The sequence below is a fragment of the Microvirga sp. VF16 genome, assembly GCF_016864375.1.
Taxonomy (GTDB): Bacteria; Pseudomonadota; Alphaproteobacteria; order Rhizobiales; family Beijerinckiaceae; genus Microvirga.
In genome coordinates, this window is sequence record NZ_CP069354.1 from 2,692,337 (window position 1) to 2,711,775 (window position 19,439).

The 19,439-nt window shown below is 63.4% G+C and carries 19 protein-coding genes; 7 read left to right on the plus strand and 12 right to left on the minus strand.

Annotation, left to right across the window (positions count from 1 at the left end):
* Positions 1-4: 4 nt before the first annotated feature.
* A complete protein-coding gene (locus JO965_RS12670) occupies positions 5-187 on the minus strand; it encodes a hypothetical protein (RefSeq protein ID WP_203443971.1) in 183 nt (60 codons plus the stop codon).
* Between the two features lie 85 nt (positions 188-272).
* On the minus strand, positions 273-500 hold the full coding sequence (locus JO965_RS12675) for a hypothetical protein (RefSeq protein WP_203443972.1): 228 nt from the start codon (positions 498-500) through the stop codon (positions 273-275).
* Between the two features lie 279 nt (positions 501-779).
* On the opposite strand from JO965_RS12675, the gene JO965_RS49335 reads away from it, so the two are divergent.
* Positions 780-1,337 carry a hypothetical protein gene (locus JO965_RS49335; protein ID WP_203443973.1) on the plus strand — a complete coding sequence of 186 codons (558 nt, stop codon included), beginning with the start codon at positions 780-782 and terminating at the stop codon, positions 1,335-1,337.
* A gap of 101 nt (positions 1,338-1,438) precedes the next feature.
* Here JO965_RS49335 and rpmG read toward each other — a convergent pair whose 3' ends face one another.
* The 5 genes from rpmG to parE all read right to left on the minus strand — a co-directional run bounded on the left by rpmG (position 1,439) and on the right by parE (position 7,996).
* Positions 1,439-1,606, minus strand: a complete 168-nt coding sequence (gene rpmG, locus JO965_RS12685; RefSeq protein ID WP_009491004.1) for a 50S ribosomal protein L33 — start codon at positions 1,604-1,606, stop codon at positions 1,439-1,441.
* A gap of 157 nt (positions 1,607-1,763) precedes the next feature.
* Complete coding sequence (locus JO965_RS12690; RefSeq protein WP_203444174.1) at positions 1,764-2,489, minus strand: NUDIX hydrolase; 726 nt, start codon at positions 2,487-2,489, stop codon at positions 1,764-1,766.
* A gap of 109 nt (positions 2,490-2,598) precedes the next feature.
* Entirely contained in the window at positions 2,599-3,060 is a 462-nt protein-coding gene (locus tag JO965_RS12695) for a DUF983 domain-containing protein (protein WP_203443974.1), read from the minus strand.
* A 17-nt stretch (positions 3,061-3,077) separates the two neighbouring features.
* Entirely contained in the window at positions 3,078-5,402 is a 2,325-nt protein-coding gene (gene rnr, locus JO965_RS12700; protein ID WP_203443975.1) for a ribonuclease R, read from the minus strand.
* Positions 5,403-5,935: 533 nt separating this feature from the next.
* Positions 5,936-7,996, minus strand: coding sequence for a DNA topoisomerase IV subunit B (parE, locus tag JO965_RS12705; protein WP_203443976.1), 2,061 nt, complete (start codon positions 7,994-7,996; stop codon positions 5,936-5,938).
* 244 nt (positions 7,997-8,240) lie between these two features.
* On the opposite strand from parE, the gene JO965_RS12710 reads away from it, so the two are divergent.
* A complete protein-coding gene (locus JO965_RS12710) occupies positions 8,241-8,429 on the plus strand; it encodes a hypothetical protein (protein ID WP_203443977.1) in 189 nt (62 codons plus the stop codon).
* Here the strand turns inward: JO965_RS12710 and JO965_RS12715 are convergent, their stop codons facing one another.
* The 3 genes from JO965_RS12715 to JO965_RS12725 all read right to left on the minus strand — a co-directional run bounded on the left by JO965_RS12715 (position 8,430) and on the right by JO965_RS12725 (position 13,400).
* Positions 8,430-8,924 carry an MgtC/SapB family protein gene (locus JO965_RS12715; RefSeq protein WP_203443978.1) on the minus strand — a complete coding sequence of 165 codons (495 nt, stop codon included), beginning with the start codon at positions 8,922-8,924 and terminating at the stop codon, positions 8,430-8,432. It abuts the gene before it with no gap.
* Positions 8,925-8,929: 5 nt separating this feature from the next.
* The gene (gene topA, locus JO965_RS12720; RefSeq protein ID WP_203443979.1) at positions 8,930-11,623 is read right to left on the minus strand and encodes a type I DNA topoisomerase; all 2,694 of its coding nucleotides are present in this window, start codon (positions 11,621-11,623) and stop codon (positions 8,930-8,932) included.
* 136 nt (positions 11,624-11,759) lie between these two features.
* Positions 11,760-13,400, minus strand: a complete 1,641-nt coding sequence (locus JO965_RS12725) for an isovaleryl-CoA dehydrogenase (protein WP_203443980.1) — start codon at positions 13,398-13,400, stop codon at positions 11,760-11,762.
* 105 nt (positions 13,401-13,505) lie between these two features.
* On the opposite strand from JO965_RS12725, the gene JO965_RS12730 reads away from it, so the two are divergent.
* From JO965_RS12730 to dprA, 5 genes are read left to right on the plus strand one after another with little or no spacing between them, the layout of a single operon-like run.
* The gene (locus JO965_RS12730; RefSeq protein ID WP_203443981.1) at positions 13,506-14,453 is read left to right on the plus strand and encodes an aspartate carbamoyltransferase catalytic subunit; all 948 of its coding nucleotides are present in this window, start codon (positions 13,506-13,508) and stop codon (positions 14,451-14,453) included.
* 55 nt (positions 14,454-14,508) lie between these two features.
* Positions 14,509-14,952 (plus strand): endonuclease domain-containing protein, encoded by a 444-nt coding sequence (locus tag JO965_RS12735; protein WP_203443982.1) that lies wholly within the window; start codon positions 14,509-14,511, stop codon positions 14,950-14,952.
* The gene (locus JO965_RS12740) at positions 14,949-16,244 is read left to right on the plus strand and encodes a dihydroorotase (protein WP_203443983.1); all 1,296 of its coding nucleotides are present in this window, start codon (positions 14,949-14,951) and stop codon (positions 16,242-16,244) included. The genes JO965_RS12735 and JO965_RS12740 overlap by 4 nt, the downstream gene beginning before the upstream one ends.
* 10 nt (positions 16,245-16,254) lie before the next feature.
* Positions 16,255-16,857: a glycerol-3-phosphate 1-O-acyltransferase PlsY gene (gene plsY / locus JO965_RS12745; protein ID WP_203443984.1), complete on the plus strand. Its 603-nt coding sequence runs from the start codon at positions 16,255-16,257 to the stop codon at positions 16,855-16,857.
* A 3-nt stretch (positions 16,858-16,860) separates the two neighbouring features.
* A complete protein-coding gene (gene dprA / locus JO965_RS12750; RefSeq protein ID WP_203443985.1) occupies positions 16,861-18,048 on the plus strand; it encodes a DNA-processing protein DprA in 1,188 nt (395 codons plus the stop codon).
* A gap of 3 nt (positions 18,049-18,051) precedes the next feature.
* On the opposite strand, the gene JO965_RS12755 is transcribed toward dprA, so the two are convergent.
* Both JO965_RS12755 and JO965_RS12760 read right to left on the minus strand, forming a co-directional pair.
* Positions 18,052-18,243 carry a hypothetical protein gene (locus JO965_RS12755; protein WP_203443986.1) on the minus strand — a complete coding sequence of 64 codons (192 nt, stop codon included), beginning with the start codon at positions 18,241-18,243 and terminating at the stop codon, positions 18,052-18,054.
* 149 nt (positions 18,244-18,392) lie between these two features.
* Positions 18,393-19,319 carry an AEC family transporter gene (locus tag JO965_RS12760; protein ID WP_203443987.1) on the minus strand — a complete coding sequence of 309 codons (927 nt, stop codon included), beginning with the start codon at positions 19,317-19,319 and terminating at the stop codon, positions 18,393-18,395.
* Positions 19,320-19,439: the final 120 nt, after the last annotated feature.

The following is a 19,439-nucleotide window of genomic DNA, read 5'->3' on the forward strand; positions in this document are numbered from 1 at the left end:
AGCGCTACTCGCGCGGCAGTTCAACCAAGCTCGATCCGCAATCCTCACAAACGCCGAGAGCCGGCGATGCGATCATCTGCGTCGTGCCGCATTCCGGACAGCCTTTCAGCGCCATATGAAGGGATCCCTGCATCTGATGTGCACTTTGGCGTAACGCCTCACTCACCTGGACGGCCTGCTCAAACATGGGCGCCTCCCTTGAGGACCTGATGCTGCATCTCTCGGAAGCAGTGGTCAATCAAGCTTTCTAGGTAGTCAGGTAGCCTTCCCGTTTAGATTCGCGTGCTGCGGCCGCGTCCTAGAAAGTAGAAAAGCAGGACAGCGACCACCGCAATCAACGCAATGATCCAAAGCCAGTCCGTTCCTTCGCCTGTCGTGGTTCCTGACGGAGCGGGGGGCGTCGTTCCGGGCGTCCCGCTTGGAGGGGTTTGGGCCATGGCAATGGTGCTCCAAGCCACCAGCATCATCGTCAGAGCGGACGTTTTGATTGTCTCCAGCATCTGATCTCTCCTCGGCCTCTTGGGCTCTGAATCAACGTTTGGCCAGAAAGTGGCGTTCCGTCAGCCAGAGAGATGGGCCGAATAGTGAAAAGGCACGAAGTTGAAGAGAGATTCTGCAAATGAACCTCCAGAATTCTCATGAAACAGAAAAATAATGGCTTGTTGTCATCACGAGTCGATAAGAAGTGATTTGAATTCTCCGGCCAAGCTGTGAACTGAACAGAGAGTAATGAATTGATCGATCGACGGAGGTTTGCCTGACCTCTGGGGAGATTGATCATGAAGAAGTTGACTGTGCTTACTGGCGTTGCGTTGATCACCTTCTCAACTATCGGCTCGGCCGAGGCTCAACGTTGGCGTGGTGACGGATGGCGTGGCGGCTATTATCCTCGTTACTACCGTAGCGGCGGCTGGGGCAATGGCGGCGCGGTCGCTGCAGGCCTCATTGGCGGAGCGGTGCTCGGCGGCCTCATCACCGCAGCGGCGACCCCGGCCTATGCCTATCCGGGCTATGGCTACCCGGCCTACGGCTACGGATACGGTGGTCCCGTCGCTTACAACTACCCGGCCTATAGCTATCCCGCCTACGGTTATTATTCAGCCCCAGCCACTCGGGTCGTCTACGGACCAGCACCGGTCTACGGGACGCGCGTGGTTTACCGTGATCCGGTCTACCGGACCGGGATTGTCTATCGGCAGCCGCGTGTTGCGAGCCGTGTCGTCTATCGGGACCGTGGTCGGGTAGTCAGGACCGTCCGGCGCGATGTCGTGACCACCGGATCGATCGGCCGGCGCGACGTCCAGCGGATTCGCAGGATCCAGGGCGTTTATCGCTAAAACAGCAAAAGGCAGATCTGCTGGGACTGCCTTCTTTTCGTAACCAACAAAAAACCGCCCATCATGGGCGGTTTTCATTTGAGCAATTCTGCCGGAAAGCCTTACTTGATCTTGGCTTCCTTGAACTCGACGTGCTTCTTCGCGACCGGGTCGTACTTCTTGAGATTGAGCTTCTCGGTCATCGTTCGCGAGTTCTTCTTCGTCACGTAGAAATAGCCCGTGTCGGCGGTGGAGACGAGCTTCACTTTGATCGTTGCGGCTTTGGCCATGGTCGGGACCTCTTGTTCGGTTCGGCGGTTCGGTTCGCCTCAAGGCATGGCCGAAACGCAAAGGCCGGGCGAACCCGGCCGGAAAATCGTTTGGTTCCCATGCCTGATTATCGGGAGACAGTCAAGGGTGAAGGGCAGGGAGAGGCGGAATTCCTGCCTACAGCAGCTCCCGCACGAAACGGCCACGCTGCTGATGGTAGAAGGGGACCGGTAGCTGGTGGCTGAAACCGGCTGCAATCCGGGCTTCCAACTCATCCAGAATGACATTCGTGATCGGGGGCAGATCCAGGGTCTTGGCCTGGGCAATAGTGAACCAGTCCAATTCCACAAGCTCGGCCTCCGGCCCAACCACGCCATCGACCTCGTCGGCAATGGCGGTGCGGTCGACGGCGAAGAAACGGGTGTCGAAGCGCCTCACGCGCTTGGGTGGCGTGATGGCCCGGCCGACGAAATGCAGCGCCTCCAGATCGGGAAACACACCCCGTTCCTGAAAGGCAGTCCAGGCGGTGGCTGCGGGGGTGCTGTCCGGACCTCCATAATCCCTGGTCCCGAGCAGAAGACCCGTCTCCTCGAAGGTCTCGCGGATGGCAGCGAGCGCCAAAGCCCGACTGCGCTGGGTCGAGGGCCGGGTGACCCGGGCCATCAGCGCCTGCTCGGCGCGGGGATGAAGGGCGCCCGTTACGGTCATGGATCGGTCGCCGGCTTCGATGCGCCCGCCGGGAAAGACGAACTTGCCGGGCATGAATTTCAGGCCCTCATGCCGCTTGCCCATGAGCACCTTCGGGTTTCGGCCCTTGCGGTCGATGATGATGAGGGTCGCGGCGTCGACGGGGCGGAGGGTCGGGTTCTTGGGGTTAGATTCGGCTGAAACGAGGCGATCCATCCTCGCCAAGGTCTCGGTGTCCGTCACGTGCGTTGTCCTCGCTAAAGCATAGGTCGCAAAAAGCGGATCCGCTTTTTGCGACCTATGCTCCATCTCTCTCGCTGGCGCATCATTCTGTGCGGAAAACCGGGGCCACTTTTCCGCCAGATGCGCTAGCGTTCTTCTTGTTTCGGGCGGCGCCGAAGCCATGCATACCTAGCGCGTATTGCAGCCCCACGACAGCGCCTTTCACCGGCTGGAGCAGGGCGAGACATAGGATCAGCGTGAGGGCGGGCCAAGTGGCGAGGTGCACCCACATGGGTATCTCGAGCTTGGTCTCGGTCATGAGAATGCCATAGCCGACCAGGTGGCCGACAATGGTGATGACGATATAGGGCGGTAGATCGTCGGCCCGGTGATGATGGAACTCCATCCCACAGGCCTCGCAATGATCCGCGACCTTGAGGAAGCGGCCGAAGAGACGGCCTTTGCCGCAGGCCGGGCAGCGGCCCAGAAAGCCGCGCTTCATCGCAGGAACGGCCTTCACCCCCTCCGCGATGGCGGGTGAATCGGTCTTAATCGTCAAAGACATCCATAATCCTTAAAACATCAGGCGCGCCCGCGCCGCTTCACCTTCACCCGGGTCGGGGAGCGGCCCTTGGGAGGAGCCGCCTTACCCGTCTTGAAACCATGTGGCGGACGTCGCCCACCTTTTCTGGCACCGCCGGTCCTGCCGGTGAAACGCCCCTTGGTGAGAATCTCAAAGCGAAGGGCCCCGGCGATGGGCGCCGCTTCGACCAGCTTGACCTCCACCTTGTCGCCGAGACGATAGGTTTCACCCGTATCGTCGCCGCGCATGGAATGGGTTCGCTCGTCGTAACGGTAGTAATCGTCGCCGATGGTGGCCGCCGGAACGAATCCGTCGGCACCCGTCTCGTTCAGCTTAATGAAGAGCCCCGCCTTCGACACCCCCGATATCTGTCCATCGAATGTGGCCCCGATCCGGTCGACAAGGAAGTGCGCAATCAGGCGGTCGATTGTCTCACGCTCCGCCGCCATGGCCCGGCGTTCCGCGGCCGAGATCTTGGCGCTGATCTCGATCAGCTCCGCGCGGGTGGTGTCCGGCGACAGGCCGTCCTTGCCGAGCTTGAGGGCTGTGATCAGGGCGCGGTGGACGATGAGATCGGCATAGCGGCGGATGGGTGACGTGAAATGCGCATAGCGCCGGAGATTGAGGCCGAAATGGCCGTAATTCTCGGCCGCGTATTCGGCCTGGGACTGCGAGCGCAGCACCACCTCGTTGATGAAGAGCTGGTGCTCCGTGTCCTCGACGCTGCGCAGGATGCGATTGAACAATTCCGGCTTCAGCGCACCTTGGGTCGGGAGTTTGAGGCCGATTGAGGCCAGCACCTCGCTCAGCGCCCGCATCTTTTCGAGCGAGGGCTCGTCGTGGACGCGGTAGATCAGGTCGGATTCGGCCTTCTCCAGGCTTTCGGCCGCCGCCACATTGGCGAGGATCATGAACTCTTCGATGAGCTTGTGCGCCTCGAGCCGCTCGGGCACGAAGACGCGATCCACGGTGCCATCCGGGTTCAGGACGATCTTGCGCTCGGGCAGATCGAGAAACAGCGGCTCACGGATGTCGCGGGCCTTTTTCACCAGTTCGTAGCCGGCCCAGAGAGGCCTCAGGATCGTGTCGAGGATCGGCCCTGTCACGTCGTCGGGCCTGCCGTCGATGGCGGCCTGCGCCTGGCCATAGGAGAGCTTCTCCGCCGAGCGCATCATGACCCGATGGAAGCTGTGGTAGATCTTCCGCCCGTCGGGGCCAATCACCATTCGAACGGCGAGGGCAGGGCGATCCTCCCGCGCCCTCAAGGAGCACAGGTCGTTGGAAATCCGCTCGGGTAGCATCGGCACAACCCGATCCGGAAAATAGACCGAGTTGCCCCGCTCCTGCGCCTCTCGGTCCATGGCCGAACCGGGCCGCACATAGGCTGCCACATCGGCAATCGCCACGGTGAGGATATAGCCGCCCGCATTGTTCGGATCGTCGTCCGGTGCGGCATGGACTGCATCGTCATGGTCCTTGGCGTCGGGCGGGTCGATGGTCACAAGCGGTAGCTGCCGCCAATCCTCACGACCGTCCAGGGAGGCCGGCTTCGCCTTCTCGGCCTCGTCCAGAACCGCCTTCGGGAACTCGTTGGGAATGTTGTGGGCGTAGATCGCGATTAGGCTCACAGCCTTTTCGGATTTGATCGAGCCCAGACGCTCCTTCACCTTGGCGGTGGGCAGGCCGAAGCGGCCGTGCTTGACCACCGAAACCGATATGAGATCGCCGTCCTTCGCCTCGCCTTCGTCGCCCGGCTTGATCTGCAGTTCCTGCTCGCGGGCCTTCTTGTCGACAGGCACAAGCCGACCGCCGCCTTCGGGCATGGCCCGAAAGATGCCGAGCACCTGCGCCTGCTTCTTGGCGATGATCTTGGTCACGCGGCCGGAATAGCGATGGATGTCGCCGGGTTTCAGCGGATCGACCCGCAGCAGCGCCCGGTCGCCGACGCCCGCCACGGGCATGCCGGGGCGCGGCTTGCGCGGCGAGACGATGATGATCGTCGGGATGGAGCCATGCTCCTCCTCGTCCCACTCGGTCGGGACGGCGATCAGTTCTCCGTCCCGGTCCCGCTTGGTGATGTCGGCCAGCACAACCGGCGGCAGCTGGCCCGCCTTGTGAACCGTCTTGCCCCGGCGATCGACGACGCCCTCGATCTCAAGATCCTTTAGGATCTGCTTCAGCCAGATCCGGTCGCTGCCCTTTATTCCGAAGCGCTGCGCGATCTCCCGCTTGCCGACCTTGCCCTGGGCATGGGCGATGAAGGATATGACTTCCTCCCGGCTGGGAAGGGCAGCAGATTGGTCAGCTTTCGGAGGTTTGGCCACGGGAGAAGCTCATTGTGTTTACAGGGTCTTGTCGCATGCAAGCGTGGCCGCGGCTAGTCCGGGCAGGCTGGCATCGTGAAGACGCCCGGACAGGGCAAGAGATCCCTGCGAGAGGAAAGCCATTTGGCCAAAAAAATAAGGCCCCGATGTCGGAGCCTTTGAGGGACCGGCCCGTGGGGGCAGAATGAGCCGGTGAGTTCATAAAACGCGTCGCCTCGAAGATGGTTCCAACGGTTCCGAAAATATTTTGAAAAAGTTTTGGTGGCTTTGAACCCTTGGTGTCCTCCCCAGGCTTGTCCCGGAGATCGACATCTTTCCAGCACAGCGTTCTAAGACGTGGATGGCAGGAACAAATCCGGCCGTGATGAGACTGTGTCATCCCCGGCGGTCCGCAGGACCGGGAAGGGGGATCCACCTGTACTCGCGGGACTCAATGGATTCCCTTCGCCTCCACCGCGCTCCGGCTGGGAATGACACCGGAGATCTCATCACAGCAAGGGCAGCAGCGCGGGAACAGCCCCGCGCTTGTCTGATCAGATATCCAGAGCTGCCTCGTCGGCGAAGGCTGCGCGCTCCTGGATGAAGGCGAAGCGGGCTTCGGGTTTGTTGCCCATCAGGCGCTCCACGGCATCGCTTGCCTCAGGCTTATCGTCGGCCGCTACGACGACCTTGAGAAGCAAACGCTTCTTCGGGTCCATGGTGGTTTCCTTCAGCTGGCCGGGCAGCATCTCGCCGAGGCCTTTGAAGCGGCCGATTTCGACCTTGCCGCTGCCCTTGAACACCGTCTTCATCAGCCTTTCCCGGTCGGCATCGTCGCGGGCATAGGCCGATTTCGAGCCTTGGGTCAGCCGGTAGAGAGGCGGGACCGCGAGGTAGAGATGTCCGCCGTCGATGAGGCGCGGCATCTGCCGGTAGAAGAAGGTGATCAGCAGCGAGGCGATATGGGCACCGTCCACGTCCGCGTCGGTCATGATCACGACCTTCTCATAGCGCAGGTCGGAATCCTTGTAAGTAGAGCCCGTGCCGCAGCCGAGCGCCTGGACGAGATCGGAGAGCTGCTGGTTCTGGTGCAGCTTCTCCTTGCCGGCCGAAGCCACGTTCAGGATCTTGCCACGCAGCGGAAGGACCGCCTGGGTAGCCCGGTCGCGCGCCTGCTTGGCAGAGCCGCCGGCCGAGTCGCCCTCGACGATGAACAGCTCCGAGCCCTTGGCGCCCGCATTGGAGCAATCCGCCAACTTGCCGGGCAGGCGCAGCTTGCGGGTCGCGGTCTTGCGAGCGACCTCCTTCTCCTGGCGGCGGCGCAGGCGCTCCTCCGCCCGGTCGATCACCCAGTCGAGCAGCTTATTGGCCTGCTGCGGAGCTGCTGCGAGCCAATGGTCGAAGGTGTCGCGGATCGCGTTCTCGACGATGCGGCCGGCTTCCACGGTCGCCAGCTTGTCCTTGGTCTGGCCCTGGAATTCCGGCTCGCGGATGAAGACCGAGAGCATGGAGGCGCAGGTCGCCATCACGTCGTCGGTGGTCACCGCCGCCATGCGCTTCTGCTGATTGACGCGCTCGGCATGCTCGCGAAGGGCGCGCAGGAGCGCGATGCGAAGGCCGTTCTCGTGCGTGCCGCCCTCGGGGGTGGGCACCGTGTTGCAGTACGAGGTCGAGAACCCGTCCTCGTTCGTCATCCAGGCGACCGCCCATTCCAGCGAGCCGTGGCTGCCGGGCTTGGTGATCTTGCCGGAGAAGATCTGGTCCGTGACCAGCTCCTTTCCTTCGATGTCGTGCAGCAGGTAATCCTTCAGGCCGTTCGGGAACTTGAAGGTCGCCTCGGCCGGAACGTTCTCGACGCCCTCGATCAGGGACGGCGCGCATTTCCAGCGGATCTCGACGCCGCCGAAGAGATAGGCCTTGGAGCGGGCCATCTTGAACAGGCGGCGGGGCTGGAAATGGGCGTCCTTGCCGAAGATCTGCCAGTCGGGCTTGAAGCGCACCTTGGTGCCGCGCCGGTTGAGCACCCGGCCTACGGTCTCGAGCTTGCCCTGCGGCAGACCGCGAGCGAAGATCTGCCGGTAAAGGGTCTGGCCGCGCGCCACCTCGACCTCGAGGATCTCGGACAGGGCGTTCACCACCGAGACGCCGACGCCGTGCAGACCGCCGGAGGTCTCGTAGACCTTCGAGTCGAACTTACCGCCCGCATGCAGCGTGGTCATGATGACTTCGAGCGCCGACTTCTTCGGGAATTTCGGATGCGGATCGACCGGGATGCCGCGGCCGTTATCGGTCACGGAAAGCCAGCCGCCTTCCTCCAGCTCCACCTCGATGAAGGAGGCATGCCCCGCGACCGCCTCGTCCATGGAGTTGTCGATCACCTCGGCGAAGAGATGGTGAAGGGCCTTCTCATCCGTGCCGCCGATATACATGCCTGGCCGGCGGCGGACGGGCTCGAGCCCCTCCAGCACCTCGATGGCGGAGGCGTCGTAGCCGGCCTCGCCCGGCGTGCCCAGCTGGGGCGCCTGGCGGGACACCTTCACGGCGGCGTTACGGGCGGAGGCGGGCGCGGCGCGCTTGGCGGCAGCGCCTCCGAAGAGATCGTCGTTGTCTGTCATTGGGACCTTGGTCCGAGATGATGATTCGCGTTTCTTTACACTATTTCTCATTCCGTTTTTATACGAGAACAAAACGGAAACGAAAAGAGCAGCTTGTCGTCACAATGGACAAAATTGAAATGAGGCTAGGACGTAAAGGTTACCAATATGTCCCTCTAAAGAATGTCTTTTGGCTGTCATACGGAACTGTTTAAAATCCATTCACGTTGAGTGGTTAAGCATGAGCTTAACAGGAGATTCGGGCGTGACGACGCGGACGACTTTGGCACCGGCACAGAAGCTTCATTTGGACCGCGCCGCTCGCAATGCCGGCGAGGCCTTTGCTTTCGACGAGCCGGATGCGACGCCCGCCAGCCAACGTTCCTACGGGTCAAGCATCCTGTGGCTGGCGATTGCCGCCGTCGCCGTGATCGGCCTCGGTCTAACCTTCTGATCACTCATCGCTGGGTTTCCCCTCGGACGTGAAGAGCCGGGTGAGCATGTCCTCAAGGGGCTTTCCAAGAGTCAGAAGCAGTAGCGTGACGATCGTGCCCGCAATGGTGATGAACCAGGCTCCCAGGCCCGCCGCTACGCCCAGACCCGCCGCGATCCAGACCGTCGCCGCGGTGGTCAGTCCATGTACTTCCATCTTGTCCCGGGCCCGCAGCACCGCTCCCGCGCCGAGGAATCCAAGACCGGTCATGATACCCTGAATGACACGGCTCACCGCGTCCTGTCCGAAATGGACCCCCTCATAAACTGAGCCCGCCAGGATGACGATGGCAGAGCCGAGGGACACGAGACCAAGCGTCCGCATCCCGATTGGCTTGTCGTGGATGTCCCGGTTGATGCCCACCGTCATTCCGGCGATTGTCGCCGCGCCGAGGCGCAGCGACATCTCGATCTGGACGGCGTAATCCACTGAGAGCGAGGACAGCCACTCCGTCATCGCATTCAGCCCACCTTGGCAGCCTTCTTGGCCGGAGCCTTCTTGGCAGTCGTCTTTTTCGCGGCCGTTTTCTTAGGAGCGGTCTTCTTGGCTGCCGTCTTCTTTGCGGCGGGTGCCTTGGCAGCGGCTTTCTTGGCCGGAGCCTTGCGGCCGCGGGCAGACTTCTTCGAGGGGCCCGCCGCGCGACGGGCTTTCAGCAGTTCGACAGCCTCATCCAGCGTCACCGCTTCCGCAGCTATGGTGCGCGGCAGGGTGGCGTTGGTTTCGCCGTCGGTCACATAGGGCCCGAAGCGTCCTGCCTTCACCACGATCGGCTTGCCGGATTCCGGATCCTCCCCCAGGGGGCGGCCCGGATCGGCGGCCCGTCGGGCACCGCCTCCGCCGCTTTCCTTGGTGACGATCAGGTCGATGGCGCGATTGGCGCCGATCTCCAGCACATCGTCGCCGGGGCCGAGATTGGCGTAGGTCTTGCCGTGCTGAACATAAGGTCCGTAGCGGCCGATGCTCACCAGGATCGGTTCGCCCGATTCCGGATGGGTCGCGACCTGACGCGGCAGCGCCAGGAGCTTCAGGGCCTTCTCCAGATCGACCTGCGCCGGCGTCATGCCTTTGGGCAGGGATGAGCGCTTGGGCTTCTCGCCTTCGCCGAGCTGGACGAAGGGACCGAAGCGGCCGTCGCGCAGGGTGACTTCGAGGCCACTCTCCGGATCCGTGCCCAGCACCTTCACGCCAGGCTGGCCGCCGTTCTCGGACGAGCCGTCACCCTCGCCCTCGACGCCGTTGGCGGCGAGTTGGCGGGTGTATTTGCATTCGGGATAGTTCGAGCAGCCGATGAAGGCACCGAATTTGCCGAGTTTCAGCGAAAGCTGACCCGTACCGCAAGTCGGGCAGGTGCGCGGGTGGGAGCCGTCGCCCTTGTCCGGGAAGATGTGCGGTCCAAGCAACTCGTTGAGCGCTTCGAGCACCTCAGCCGTACGCAGCTCCTTCGTCTCGCCAATGGCGGTGGAGAAGTCGCGCCAGAAGTCGCGCAGCACCTGCTTCCAGTCGATCTCGGAATTGGAGATCCGGTCGAGCTGCTCCTCCAGGTCTGCCGTGAAGTCGTACTCCACATAGCGGAGGAAGAAGCTCTCCAGGAAGGCCGTGACGATACGGCCCTTGTCCTCCGGCACGAGCCGCTTCTTCTCGATCTTCACATATTCGCGGTCGCGTAGGGTCTGCAGCACGGCGGCATAAGTCGAGGGCCGGCCGATACCGAGTTCTTCCATGCGCTTGACGAGCGAGGCTTCGGAATAGCGCGGCGGCGGTTCGGTGAAGTGCTGGGTCGCAGCGATGCGGCGGCGTTCCAGCGGATCGCCCGCCTTCATCGGGGGCAGGCGGCCCTCGTCCTCGTCCGCCTCGTCGTCCTTGCTCTCGTTGTAGAGCGTGAGGAACCCGTCGAACTTGATCACCTGGCCGGTGGCGCGAAGGTCGAGCTTGCGCGGTCCTACCTGGGCGGCGATGTCGGCGGTGGTGCGCTCGAGCTCGGCCGATTCCATCTGGCTCGCGATGGTACGGGTCCAGATCAGGTCGTAAAGCTTGGCCTGCTCAGGCTCTAGGTACTTCGCCACATGTTTCGGCAGGCGACTCATATCGGTCGGACGGATGGCCTCGTGGGCCTCCTGGGCATTCTTGGCCTTGGTCGAATACTTGCGCGGCGCGCCCGGCACATACCGGTCGCCGTATTCCTTGCCGATCACCCGGCGGGCGGCCTGCACGGCTTCCGGCGCCATGTCGACGCCGTCGGTTCGCATATAGGTGATGAGGCCGACTGTCTCGCCGCCGATATCGACGCCTTCATAGAGACGCTGCGCGATGCGCATGGTCTGCGCCGGGGCAAGGCCGAGCTTGCGCGAGGCCTCCTGCTGCAGGGTCGAGGTGGTAAAGGGCGGATAGGGGTGACGCTTGGCGGGCTTGGCCTCGATATTCGCCACCGAGAAGGTCGCAAGCTCCAGGTCCTTCTTGAAGGCCTCGGCGTCCTTACCGTTGCCGATGTCGAGGCGCTGGATCTTCTTGCCGTCGGCACCGACGAGGCGCGCATCGAACACGCCGCCATCTTTGGTGGCGAGCGTCGCGATGATGGACCAGTACTCGCGCGGCTTGAAGGTCTCGATTTCGAGCTCGCGGTCGCAGACGAGGCGAAGGGCTACCGACTGCACGCGGCCGGCCGAACGGGCGCCGGGCAGCTTGCGCCACAGCACCGGGGATAGGGTGAAGCCGACAAGATAGTCGAGGGCGCGGCGGGCGAGATAGGCATCGACCAGCGCCTGGTCGATCTGGCGCGGCTGCCGGAGGGCAGCCTGGACCGAATCCTTGGTGATGGCGTTGAAGGTCACGCGCTCGACCGGCAGGTCCTTGAGTGCACGCTTCTCGCGCAAAGCTTCCAGAACGTGCCAGGAGATCGCTTCACCTTCGCGATCCGGGTCGGTGGCGAGAATGAGCTTTTCGGCACCCTTGATCGCCTTGGCGATATCGGAGACCCGCTTCGAGCCCCGGTCCTCGAGCGTCCAGATCATACGAAAATCGGCATCCGGGTCGACCGAACCATCCTTGGCGGGCAGATCGCGGATATGCCCGAAGGAGGCCAGGACTTCGTAATCCTTGCCGAGATATTTGTTGATCGTCTTGGCCTTGGCAGGCGACTCGACGACGAGGACTTTCATGAACGACTTCCTAAAAGCGGGAGCAGGCGGACGCCCCGTTGCCAGGGCAAAACAGCGGCCAGCCCCTGACCGCCGCAGGGCGGGATAAGTGGTTGATGATCGCAAACAAGTCAAATCGGACTTGTACGTATGTTGCCTATATGGCCACGAAGGCTCGCTCCAGCAAGGGATTCACCGTCTTCCCAAGGTCGTTGGCGCCGATCATCCGAGAGGGGGTGGCGAGGCGGGTGAGGGCGTAGGCCTCGGTAATCTGGGGCGGGGCAGAGCGGACAAGGGCCGCCGTGGCGGCCAGGACGAAAAGCCTCTCCGCGATGAAGCGGGCGCGCCCCTCGGCCTCGGGCGAATGAAGCGCCAGCACGATGTCTCGTGCCGCGTCCGAGGCGCCGGGCAGGTCCCGGACATCCTCCATCAGGCGCTCCAGCACGGAGGCCGCGACCTCCGGCTCTCGGGTCTCCGCGCGCAGGATATCGAGGGCGATCACGTTTCCCGAGCCCTCCCAGATCGCGTTGACCGGGGCCTCCCGGTAGAGCCGGGGCAGGGCGCTCTCCTCCACATAGCCATTGCCGCCGAGACACTCCATGGCCTCGTAGAGGAGGCGTGGCGCGGCCTTGCAGATGCCGAACTTGGCGGCCGGCGTCACGAGCCGGGCATAGGCGGCCTCATGGCTGTCGGTGGGTGCTAGATCGAAGCTGTGCGCTGCCCGCAGGGCCAGCGCCGTCATGGCTTCGCTCTCCAAGGCGAGGTCGGCCAGCACTGTCCGCATGGCCGGCTGATCGATGAGCTTCTTCTGGAAGACGCTACGGTGCCGGGCATGGTGCATGGCAAGCGCCAGCCCCATCCGCACGAGGCCAGCCGAGGCGACGGCGCAGTCGAGGCGGGTCAGCTGCACCATCTCGATGATCGTGCGCACCCCACGCCCTTCCTCGCCGATTCGCCAGGCGAAGGCTTCTTGGAACTCGACCTCGGAGGAGGCGTTCGAGCGGTTGCCGAGCTTGTCCTTCAGCCGCTGCAGGCGAAGGGCGTTGAGCGAGCCGTCGGGCCGGAAACGTGGGAGGAGAAAACAGGTCAGCCCGCCCGGTGCCTGCGCCAACACCAGGAAGGCATCGCACATGGGCGCGGACATGAACCATTTGTGCCCTGTAAGGGCATACTCGTCTCCTGCCTTCGACACGGCTTGGGTGGTGTTGGCGCGGACATCCGTGCCGCCCTGCTTCTCCGTCATGCCCATGCCGAGGGTGATGGCGGTCTTTTCCCAGAAGGGGATGAAGCGGGAATCGTAATCCCGCGAGCGGATCTTCGGCAGCCATTCGGTAAGCCGGTTGGGTGAGGAGGCGAGCGCCGCCGCCGAGGCATGGGTCATGGTGATGGGGCAGATATGTCCGCTCTCCACGCCCGCCGCCGTGTAGATCCGGGCGGCGCGCGCCACATGGGCGTGGTCGCTCTCCGGCTCGTCCCAGGTCGAGGCATGGAGCCCATCCTCCATGCTCGCCCGCATGAGCACATGATAGGCCGGATGAAACTCGACCGCGTCGACGCGGAAGCCCCGCGGATCGTGCGTGCGCAGCTTCGGCGGATTCTCGTTGGCGAGCCGTCCAATATCGAGCCGCTCCGCCGAACCCCAGGCCGCGCCGAAAGCCATGAGCCCTTCCGCCTCCGCATCGATGCCGTTCGCTTTCAGCGCATCGAGCAGGGGCTGATCGGTGGCGATCAGGTTCGCGTCGCCGAAGGGTGGCGTTTGGTTGAGAACGTCATGGGTCTCGAACGAATGCATGGTCATCGATCCCGCAACACAATTCCTTGTTTATTCTAGGGTTGAACGGCGCCGTGCGTAGAGAGCCCGCTTGCCGCGATTTCCCAGACCGCCTATAGCCATCGCTTTAAGATGAGTGACGCCCCCCGATCCGTTTTTCCCCACCGGCATCTCCTCGGCATCGAGGGGCTGTCTCCTTTGGACATTCAGGCACTTCTCGATCTGGCCGATCAGCAGGTCGAGGTGAGCCGGCAGATTGAGAAGAGCAAGTCGAGCCTCCGCGGCCGGACCCAGATCAATCTCTTCTTCGAAGCCTCCACCCGCACGCAATCCTCCTTCGAGATCGCCGGCAAGCGCCTCGGCGCCGACGTGATGAACATGCAGGTCGGCTCTTCTTCGGTGAAGAAGGGCGAGACGCTGATCGACACGGCCGTGACGCTCAACGCCATGCGGCCCGACATCATCGTCGTGCGCCATCATGCGGCCGGCGCGGTGCATCTCTTGGCGCAGAAGGTCGATTGCTCGGTGGTCAATGCGGGCGACGGCGCGCATGAGCATCCGACTCAGGCGCTGCTCGATGCGCTCACCATCCGCCGCAACAAGGGCCGCATCGAAGGCCTTACCGTCGCGATCTGTGGCGACGTCCTGCATTCGCGCGTGGCGCGTTCCAACATGATCCTGCTTGCCGCCATGGGCGCGCGGGTGCGTCTTGTTGCGCCCTCGACCCTGTTGCCGCCCGGCATCGCGCGTCTTGGCTTCGAGACCTTCACCAACATGAAGGAAGGCTTGAAGGATGCTGACATCGTCATGATGCTGCGCCTGCAGCGCGAGCGCATGAACGGCTCCTTCGTGCCGTCCGTGAAGGAGTATTTCCGCTTCTACGGCCTCGATCAGGAAAAGCTCGCCTTCGCCAAGCCCGATGCGCTCGTGATGCATCCGGGTCCGATGAACCGGGGCGTCGAGATTTCCTCCGACGTGGCGGACGGTGCGCAGTCGCTCATCCGCGAACAGGTCGAAATGGGCGTCGCCGTGCGTATGGCGGTGCTGGAGGCTCTGGCGAGCCATCTGCCGAACAGGTGAAAAATCCCTCTCCCCTCTGCGGGAGAGGGTGGCCCGAAGGGCCGGGAGAGGGGCCATGGACAGGACACGAAAGAACCAAGTCACCCCAAAACTCCGCTCCTTCGCCAAGGAGCAACGGTCGATTCCGACCAGGGCCGAAGACCTGTTCTGGCAGCAGGTCCGCGGGGGCCGATTCCACGGCTACAAGTTCAAGCGGCAGGTGCCGATTGCGCCTTATATCGTCGATTTTCTCTGCGCAGGGGCGAGGGTGATTGTGGAACTGGATGGTGTTCCCCACGAACAGCCGGAGCAGCGGGCGCACGACGAAAGGCGCGATGCCTTCCTGCGGAGCCAGGGCTTTCGCGTTCTTCGCTTTTCCAACGACCTGATGCTCGGTAACGGCAATCTCGTTCTTGACTCCGTGCGCCAAGCGATTGAAGCCGAACTCGGCCCCTCTCCCGACCTGCTTCGCAGGCCACCCTCTCCCGCAGAGGGGAGAGGGAAACAAGGTGCTTTATGACGTCCGATCATACCATCCTCTTCAAGAACGCCCGCCTCATTGATCCCGCCAGCGATCGCGAGGAGCGCGGCGGCGTGCTGGTGCGCGACGGCGTGATCCAGGCTGTCGGGCCGCAAGTCGCGGAAGCTTCCAACGCACAGGTGATCGATTGCAGCGGGCAGGTGCTCAGCCCCGGCCTCATCGACATGCGCGCCTTCATTGGCGAGCCGGGTGGTCCCTATCGCGAAACGCTCAAGAGCGCCGGCGAAGCGGCAGCGGCGGGCGGTGTCACGACCATCGTGTCCATGCCCGACACGAGCCCGGTTCTCGACGATCCGGCCGTCATCGATTTCATCGTCCGCCGGGCCCGCGATACCTCCATCGTCAACATCTGCCCGGCCGCGGCCCTGACAAAGGGACTGGAGGGGCAGGAGATGGCCGAGATCGGCCGTCTCAAGGAAGCCGGCGCCATCGCCTTCACCGACGGTGCACGCTCTGTCACCAATGCGCAGGTCATGCGCCGCGCGCTCACCTATGCCCGCGATTTCGACGCGCTGATCGTCCACCACCTGGAGGACCCCGATCTCGTGGGCCAGGGCGTGATGAACGAGGGCGAGTTCGCCTCGCGCCTCGGGCTGCCCGGCATCCCGCGCGAGGCCGAGACGGTGATGCTGGAGCGCGACATCCGCCTCGTGCGGCTCACCGGCGGGCGCTACCACGCGGCGATGATTTCCTGCGCCGATTCGGCGGAGATCGTGCGGAGCGCGAAGGAGCGAGGTCTGCCCGTCACCTGCGGCGTTTCCATCAACCATCTCGCGCTCAACGAGAACGACATCGGCGATTACCGCACCTTCCTGAAGCTCTCGCCGCCGCTGCGCCACGAGGACGACCGGCTGGCGATGATCGAGGCGCTCGCCGACGGCGCCATCGACGTGATCGTCTCCGACCACAATCCACAGGATGTGGAGAACAAGCGGCTGCCCTTCGCCGAAGCGGCCAATGGGGCGGTCGGGCTTGAGACGCTGCTTTCGGCTGCCCTGCGCCTCGTTCATGCGGGCCGTATCTCGCTCCCGAAACTCCTGCGGGCTCTGTCCACGAAACCCGCGGAAATCCTTGGGCTTCCCAGCGGACGCCTCGCCGTCGGCGCACCGGCTGATCTCATCGTCTTCGATCCCGATGCGCCTTACGTGCTCGACAAGCGCCAGCTCAAATCCCTGTCCAAGAACTCGCCCTTCGACGAAGCTCGCCTGGAGGGGCAGGTCACGGTCACGATGGTGGCGGGCAGGGTGGTGTTTCAACGCGATACGATGTAACGAGAAGTGAATGTCTGACGAAGCCAACCTCCTGCACCTCCTGGGCGCTCTGCTCTTCGGTTACCTGCTGGGCTCGATCCCCTTCGGCCTGATCTTCACCCGCATGGCGGGCCTAGGGGACGTGCGGAAGATCGGCTCCGGCAATATCGGCGCCACCAACGTGCTGCGCACGGGACGCAAGGGGCTCGCAGCGGCGACCCTGCTCGCCGATGCTCTTAAGGGCACGGTCCCGGTGCTGATCGCCGCCCAATGGGGACCGCAATTCGCGACCCTCGCGGCCCTCGGCGCGTTCCTGGGCCACCTCTTTCCAGTTTGGCTCAAGTTCAAGGGCGGCAAGGGCGTCGCCACCTTCATCGGCGTGCTGATCGGCCTCAAGCCTCTGGCCGCTCTGATCTTCTGCCTCATCTGGCTCGGTGTGGCTTTCGCCTCTAAGTATTCTTCGCTCTCCGCTCTGATCGCCAGCGCCGCAACGCCGGTGGTCCTGTGGCTCCTTGGCGAACCCGGCATGGCCGCGATGACGATCATCCTTGTGGCGCTTCTGTGGTGGAAGCACAGCCAGAACATCAGCCGCCTTCTCGCCGGGACCGAAGGCAAGATCGGACAGAAGGGATAATTCATGATCCTGACGGATGAGCAGCGTCTCGATTGGCTTCGCCTCATCCGCTCGGAGAATGTCGGTCCCCGGACCTTCCGGGCCCTGATCAACCAATATGGCAGTGCCGCCGCCGCGCTGGAGGCGCTGCCGGATCTCGCCCGTCGCGGCGGGCGCCTGATGCTGAAAGTCTGCAGTCGGGCGGAGGCCGAAAAAGAAATGGCGGCGGCCGCGCGCCTCGGCGTCCGTTTCATTGCCATGGGCGAGCCGGATTACCCGAAGACCCTCCAGGCCATCGATACCGCGCCGCCCCTGATCGCCGTTCGCGGGTCCACCGACGTGCTGGCGAAGCCCTCCGTCGCCATCGTCGGATCGCGCAACGCTTCCGCCTCCGGCCTGACCTTCGCCGAACGGCTGGCGCGCCAGCTCGGCGAGACCAGCTACGTAGTGGTATCGGGGCTCGCGCGGGGCATCGATACGAAGGCGCATAAGGCGAGCCTGGAGAGCGGCACCATCGCCGTGCTGGCCGGCGGCCACGACAGGATCTATCCGGCCCAGAACGAGCCGCTGCTGCACGCCATCATCGAGCAGGGTGGGGCGGTGATCTCCGAAATGCCGATGGGATGGGAGCCGCGCGGCCGCGACTTCCCGCGCCGGAACAGGATCGTTTCAGGTCTCTCCTATGGCGTCGTGGTGGTCGAGGCGGCGCGCCGCTCGGGCTCGCTCATCACCGCGCGCTTTGCCCTGGAACAGGGGCGGGAGGTGTTTGCCGTTCCGGGCTCGCCGCTCGATCCACGGGCGGAAGGGACAAACGATCTCATTCGCGACGGAGCCACGCTCTGTGCCGGTGTGGAGCATGTGACGAGTGTGCTGGAGCCGCTGATCGCTTCAGGCCCTCGTCTCGACCGGGGCGCCGAGGAGCCGCAGCACGCGCTGGGCTCGGAAGAACTCTGGGACGAGCTTGATCTGCCGGATATCGTCCGCGCGCCCGTGCGGCCGGTTATGCCGGATGCGGGCCTCGACGACGAAAGGGGTGAGGGCGAGGTCGATCTGATCGCGTTTCTCGGCCCCTCGCCGGTTGCCGTCGACGATCTCGTTCGGCAGACCGGGCTTTCGATCCGCAACGTTCAGATGGCGCTGCTCGAACTTGAGATCGCTGGACGTCTCGAGCGCCATGGCGGCAATGCAGTGTCGCTGATCGTCGGGGGTTAACCTTTACCGGTCCTTATCGGCCATTTGCAGAGTCCTGATGGCCTCCAGCCGTGCCATGTCGAGAAGATAGGCCAAAAGATCGAGCTTCACCTCACGGGCGAGGTAGGACAGTTCCGCCGAAAATTCAGAGATGTATTGGGCCGTTTCCTTCGCCGACATTCCAGCCTCGTGCGGGGCAGCCTTCCGTTCCGTCATCTGCTGCTCTTGAGATGATGGGGCTTTTAGGAAATGGCGCGGGGCTTTGGACATCGAGGCTGCCGCTGTCTCTTTGTTTCAATTCGCCTAGATAGCAACACAACCAATGATAACGCAAGTTGATTTATTCTTTACTTATAGTTGCAAAATCATCTCAATAGGGAGATCAATAGTGGCATCGAGACCAGAGCAAGTAATGTCTGCAGGGTCAGGATCTCGGCCATGAGACCCGCATTGCCGCCCATCTGGCGGGCGAGCACGTAAGCGGCACTGGCCGAAGGCACGGAGGCTGCGATGATCGTCACTGTCATGTCGTCGCCGCTGACACCGATGAAGCGGGCATAGGTCACGGCGATGACCGGCATCAGAATGAGCTTGAGGCTTGCGGTCAGGACATGTGGTAGACCAGGGCTGGCGAGCCGACGGATATCGAGGCCCGCGCCGACAATGAGCAAACCGGCCGCGAGCGCCGCCCGGCCCATCACTTCGATGTATCCAGCGAGCGGCCTGGGCAGCGGAGGGGCTAAGAGATTGAGCGTGAGACCCACGGCGCAGGACCAGATGAACGGATTGGTCAGGAACGAGCGCAGGATGTCCCAGGGGCTGCGCCGGGGCTGGCCAGCAAAACGGATGAAGACATAGAAGGCGAGCAGGTTGAGGAGCGGCACCATGGCCGCGATGGCGACCGCAATCAGGGCGATCCCGCGCTGTCCGAACAAGCCTCCCGCGACCGCTAGTCCGACGAAGGTGTTCCAGCGCGTCGCTCCTTGAAAGATTGACGTGAAGCTCGGGCCGTCGATGCCGAAGCGGCGCTCCAGCACGGGCCTCAACGCCAGCACGAGGACCGCCATCGTGAGAATCGCGCCGATCAGCGCGCCACCGACACCGAGGACCGGCACGGAGGAAAGGTCGGCGCGCGACAAGGTGTCGATGATGAGCGCCGGGAAAAAGATCACGTAGGTGACGCGTTCAAGCCCCGCCCATTGCTGCTCGCTCACGAAATTCGTCGCCCGGCACAGCCAGCCGGTGGCAATGATTAGGAAGGTTGGGATCAGGCTGGCGAGGATGGCGGACATGGAGAAACTGGGCCGGGCGGACCATGAGATCCAGAAAAAGCGGGGTGCATGAGGCGCTTAAGGTGTATCGCAGCCATCGACAAGCGCCGGATAAGCTTGCATTGGAATTCGGTCCTTATG

What these genes read in the sequence shown, in the direction of transcription:
- JO965_RS12670 (WP_203443971.1), bottom strand. Translation starts at nt 187, where the DNA reads ATGTTTGAGCAGGCCGTCCAGGTGAGTGAGGCGTTACGCCAAAGTGCA.
- JO965_RS12675 (WP_203443972.1), bottom strand. Translation starts at nt 500, where the DNA reads ATGCTGGAGACAATCAAAACGTCCGCTCTGACGATGATGCTGGTGGCT.
- JO965_RS49335 (WP_203443973.1), top strand. Translation starts at nt 780, where the DNA reads ATGAAGAAGTTGACTGTGCTTACTGGCGTTGCGTTGATCACCTTCTCA.
- rpmG (WP_009491004.1), bottom strand. Translation starts at nt 1,606, where the DNA reads ATGGCCAAAGCCGCAACGATCAAAGTGAAGCTCGTCTCCACCGCCGAC.
- JO965_RS12690 (WP_203444174.1), bottom strand. Translation starts at nt 2,489, where the DNA reads ATGGATCGCCTCGTTTCAGCCGAATCTAACCCCAAGAACCCGACCCTC.
- JO965_RS12695 (WP_203443974.1), bottom strand. Translation starts at nt 3,060, where the DNA reads ATGTCTTTGACGATTAAGACCGATTCACCCGCCATCGCGGAGGGGGTG.
- parE (WP_203443976.1), bottom strand. Translation starts at nt 7,996, where the DNA reads ATGACAGACAACGACGATCTCTTCGGAGGCGCTGCCGCCAAGCGCGCC.
- JO965_RS12715 (WP_203443978.1), bottom strand. Translation starts at nt 8,924, where the DNA reads ATGACGGAGTGGCTGTCCTCGCTCTCAGTGGATTACGCCGTCCAGATC.
- topA (WP_203443979.1), bottom strand. Translation starts at nt 11,623, where the DNA reads ATGAAAGTCCTCGTCGTCGAGTCGCCTGCCAAGGCCAAGACGATCAAC.
- JO965_RS12725 (WP_203443980.1), bottom strand. Translation starts at nt 13,400, where the DNA reads ATGACCATGCATTCGTTCGAGACCCATGACGTTCTCAACCAAACGCCA.
- JO965_RS12730 (WP_203443981.1), top strand. Translation starts at nt 13,506, where the DNA reads ATGAGTGACGCCCCCCGATCCGTTTTTCCCCACCGGCATCTCCTCGGC.
- JO965_RS12735 (WP_203443982.1), top strand. Translation starts at nt 14,509, where the DNA reads ATGGACAGGACACGAAAGAACCAAGTCACCCCAAAACTCCGCTCCTTC.
- JO965_RS12740 (WP_203443983.1), top strand. Translation starts at nt 14,949, where the DNA reads ATGACGTCCGATCATACCATCCTCTTCAAGAACGCCCGCCTCATTGAT.
- plsY (WP_203443984.1), top strand. Translation starts at nt 16,255, where the DNA reads ATGTCTGACGAAGCCAACCTCCTGCACCTCCTGGGCGCTCTGCTCTTC.
- dprA (WP_203443985.1), top strand. Translation starts at nt 16,861, where the DNA reads ATGATCCTGACGGATGAGCAGCGTCTCGATTGGCTTCGCCTCATCCGC.
- JO965_RS12755 (WP_203443986.1), bottom strand. Translation starts at nt 18,243, where the DNA reads ATGACGGAACGGAAGGCTGCCCCGCACGAGGCTGGAATGTCGGCGAAG.
- JO965_RS12760 (WP_203443987.1), bottom strand. Translation starts at nt 19,319, where the DNA reads ATGTCCGCCATCCTCGCCAGCCTGATCCCAACCTTCCTAATCATTGCC.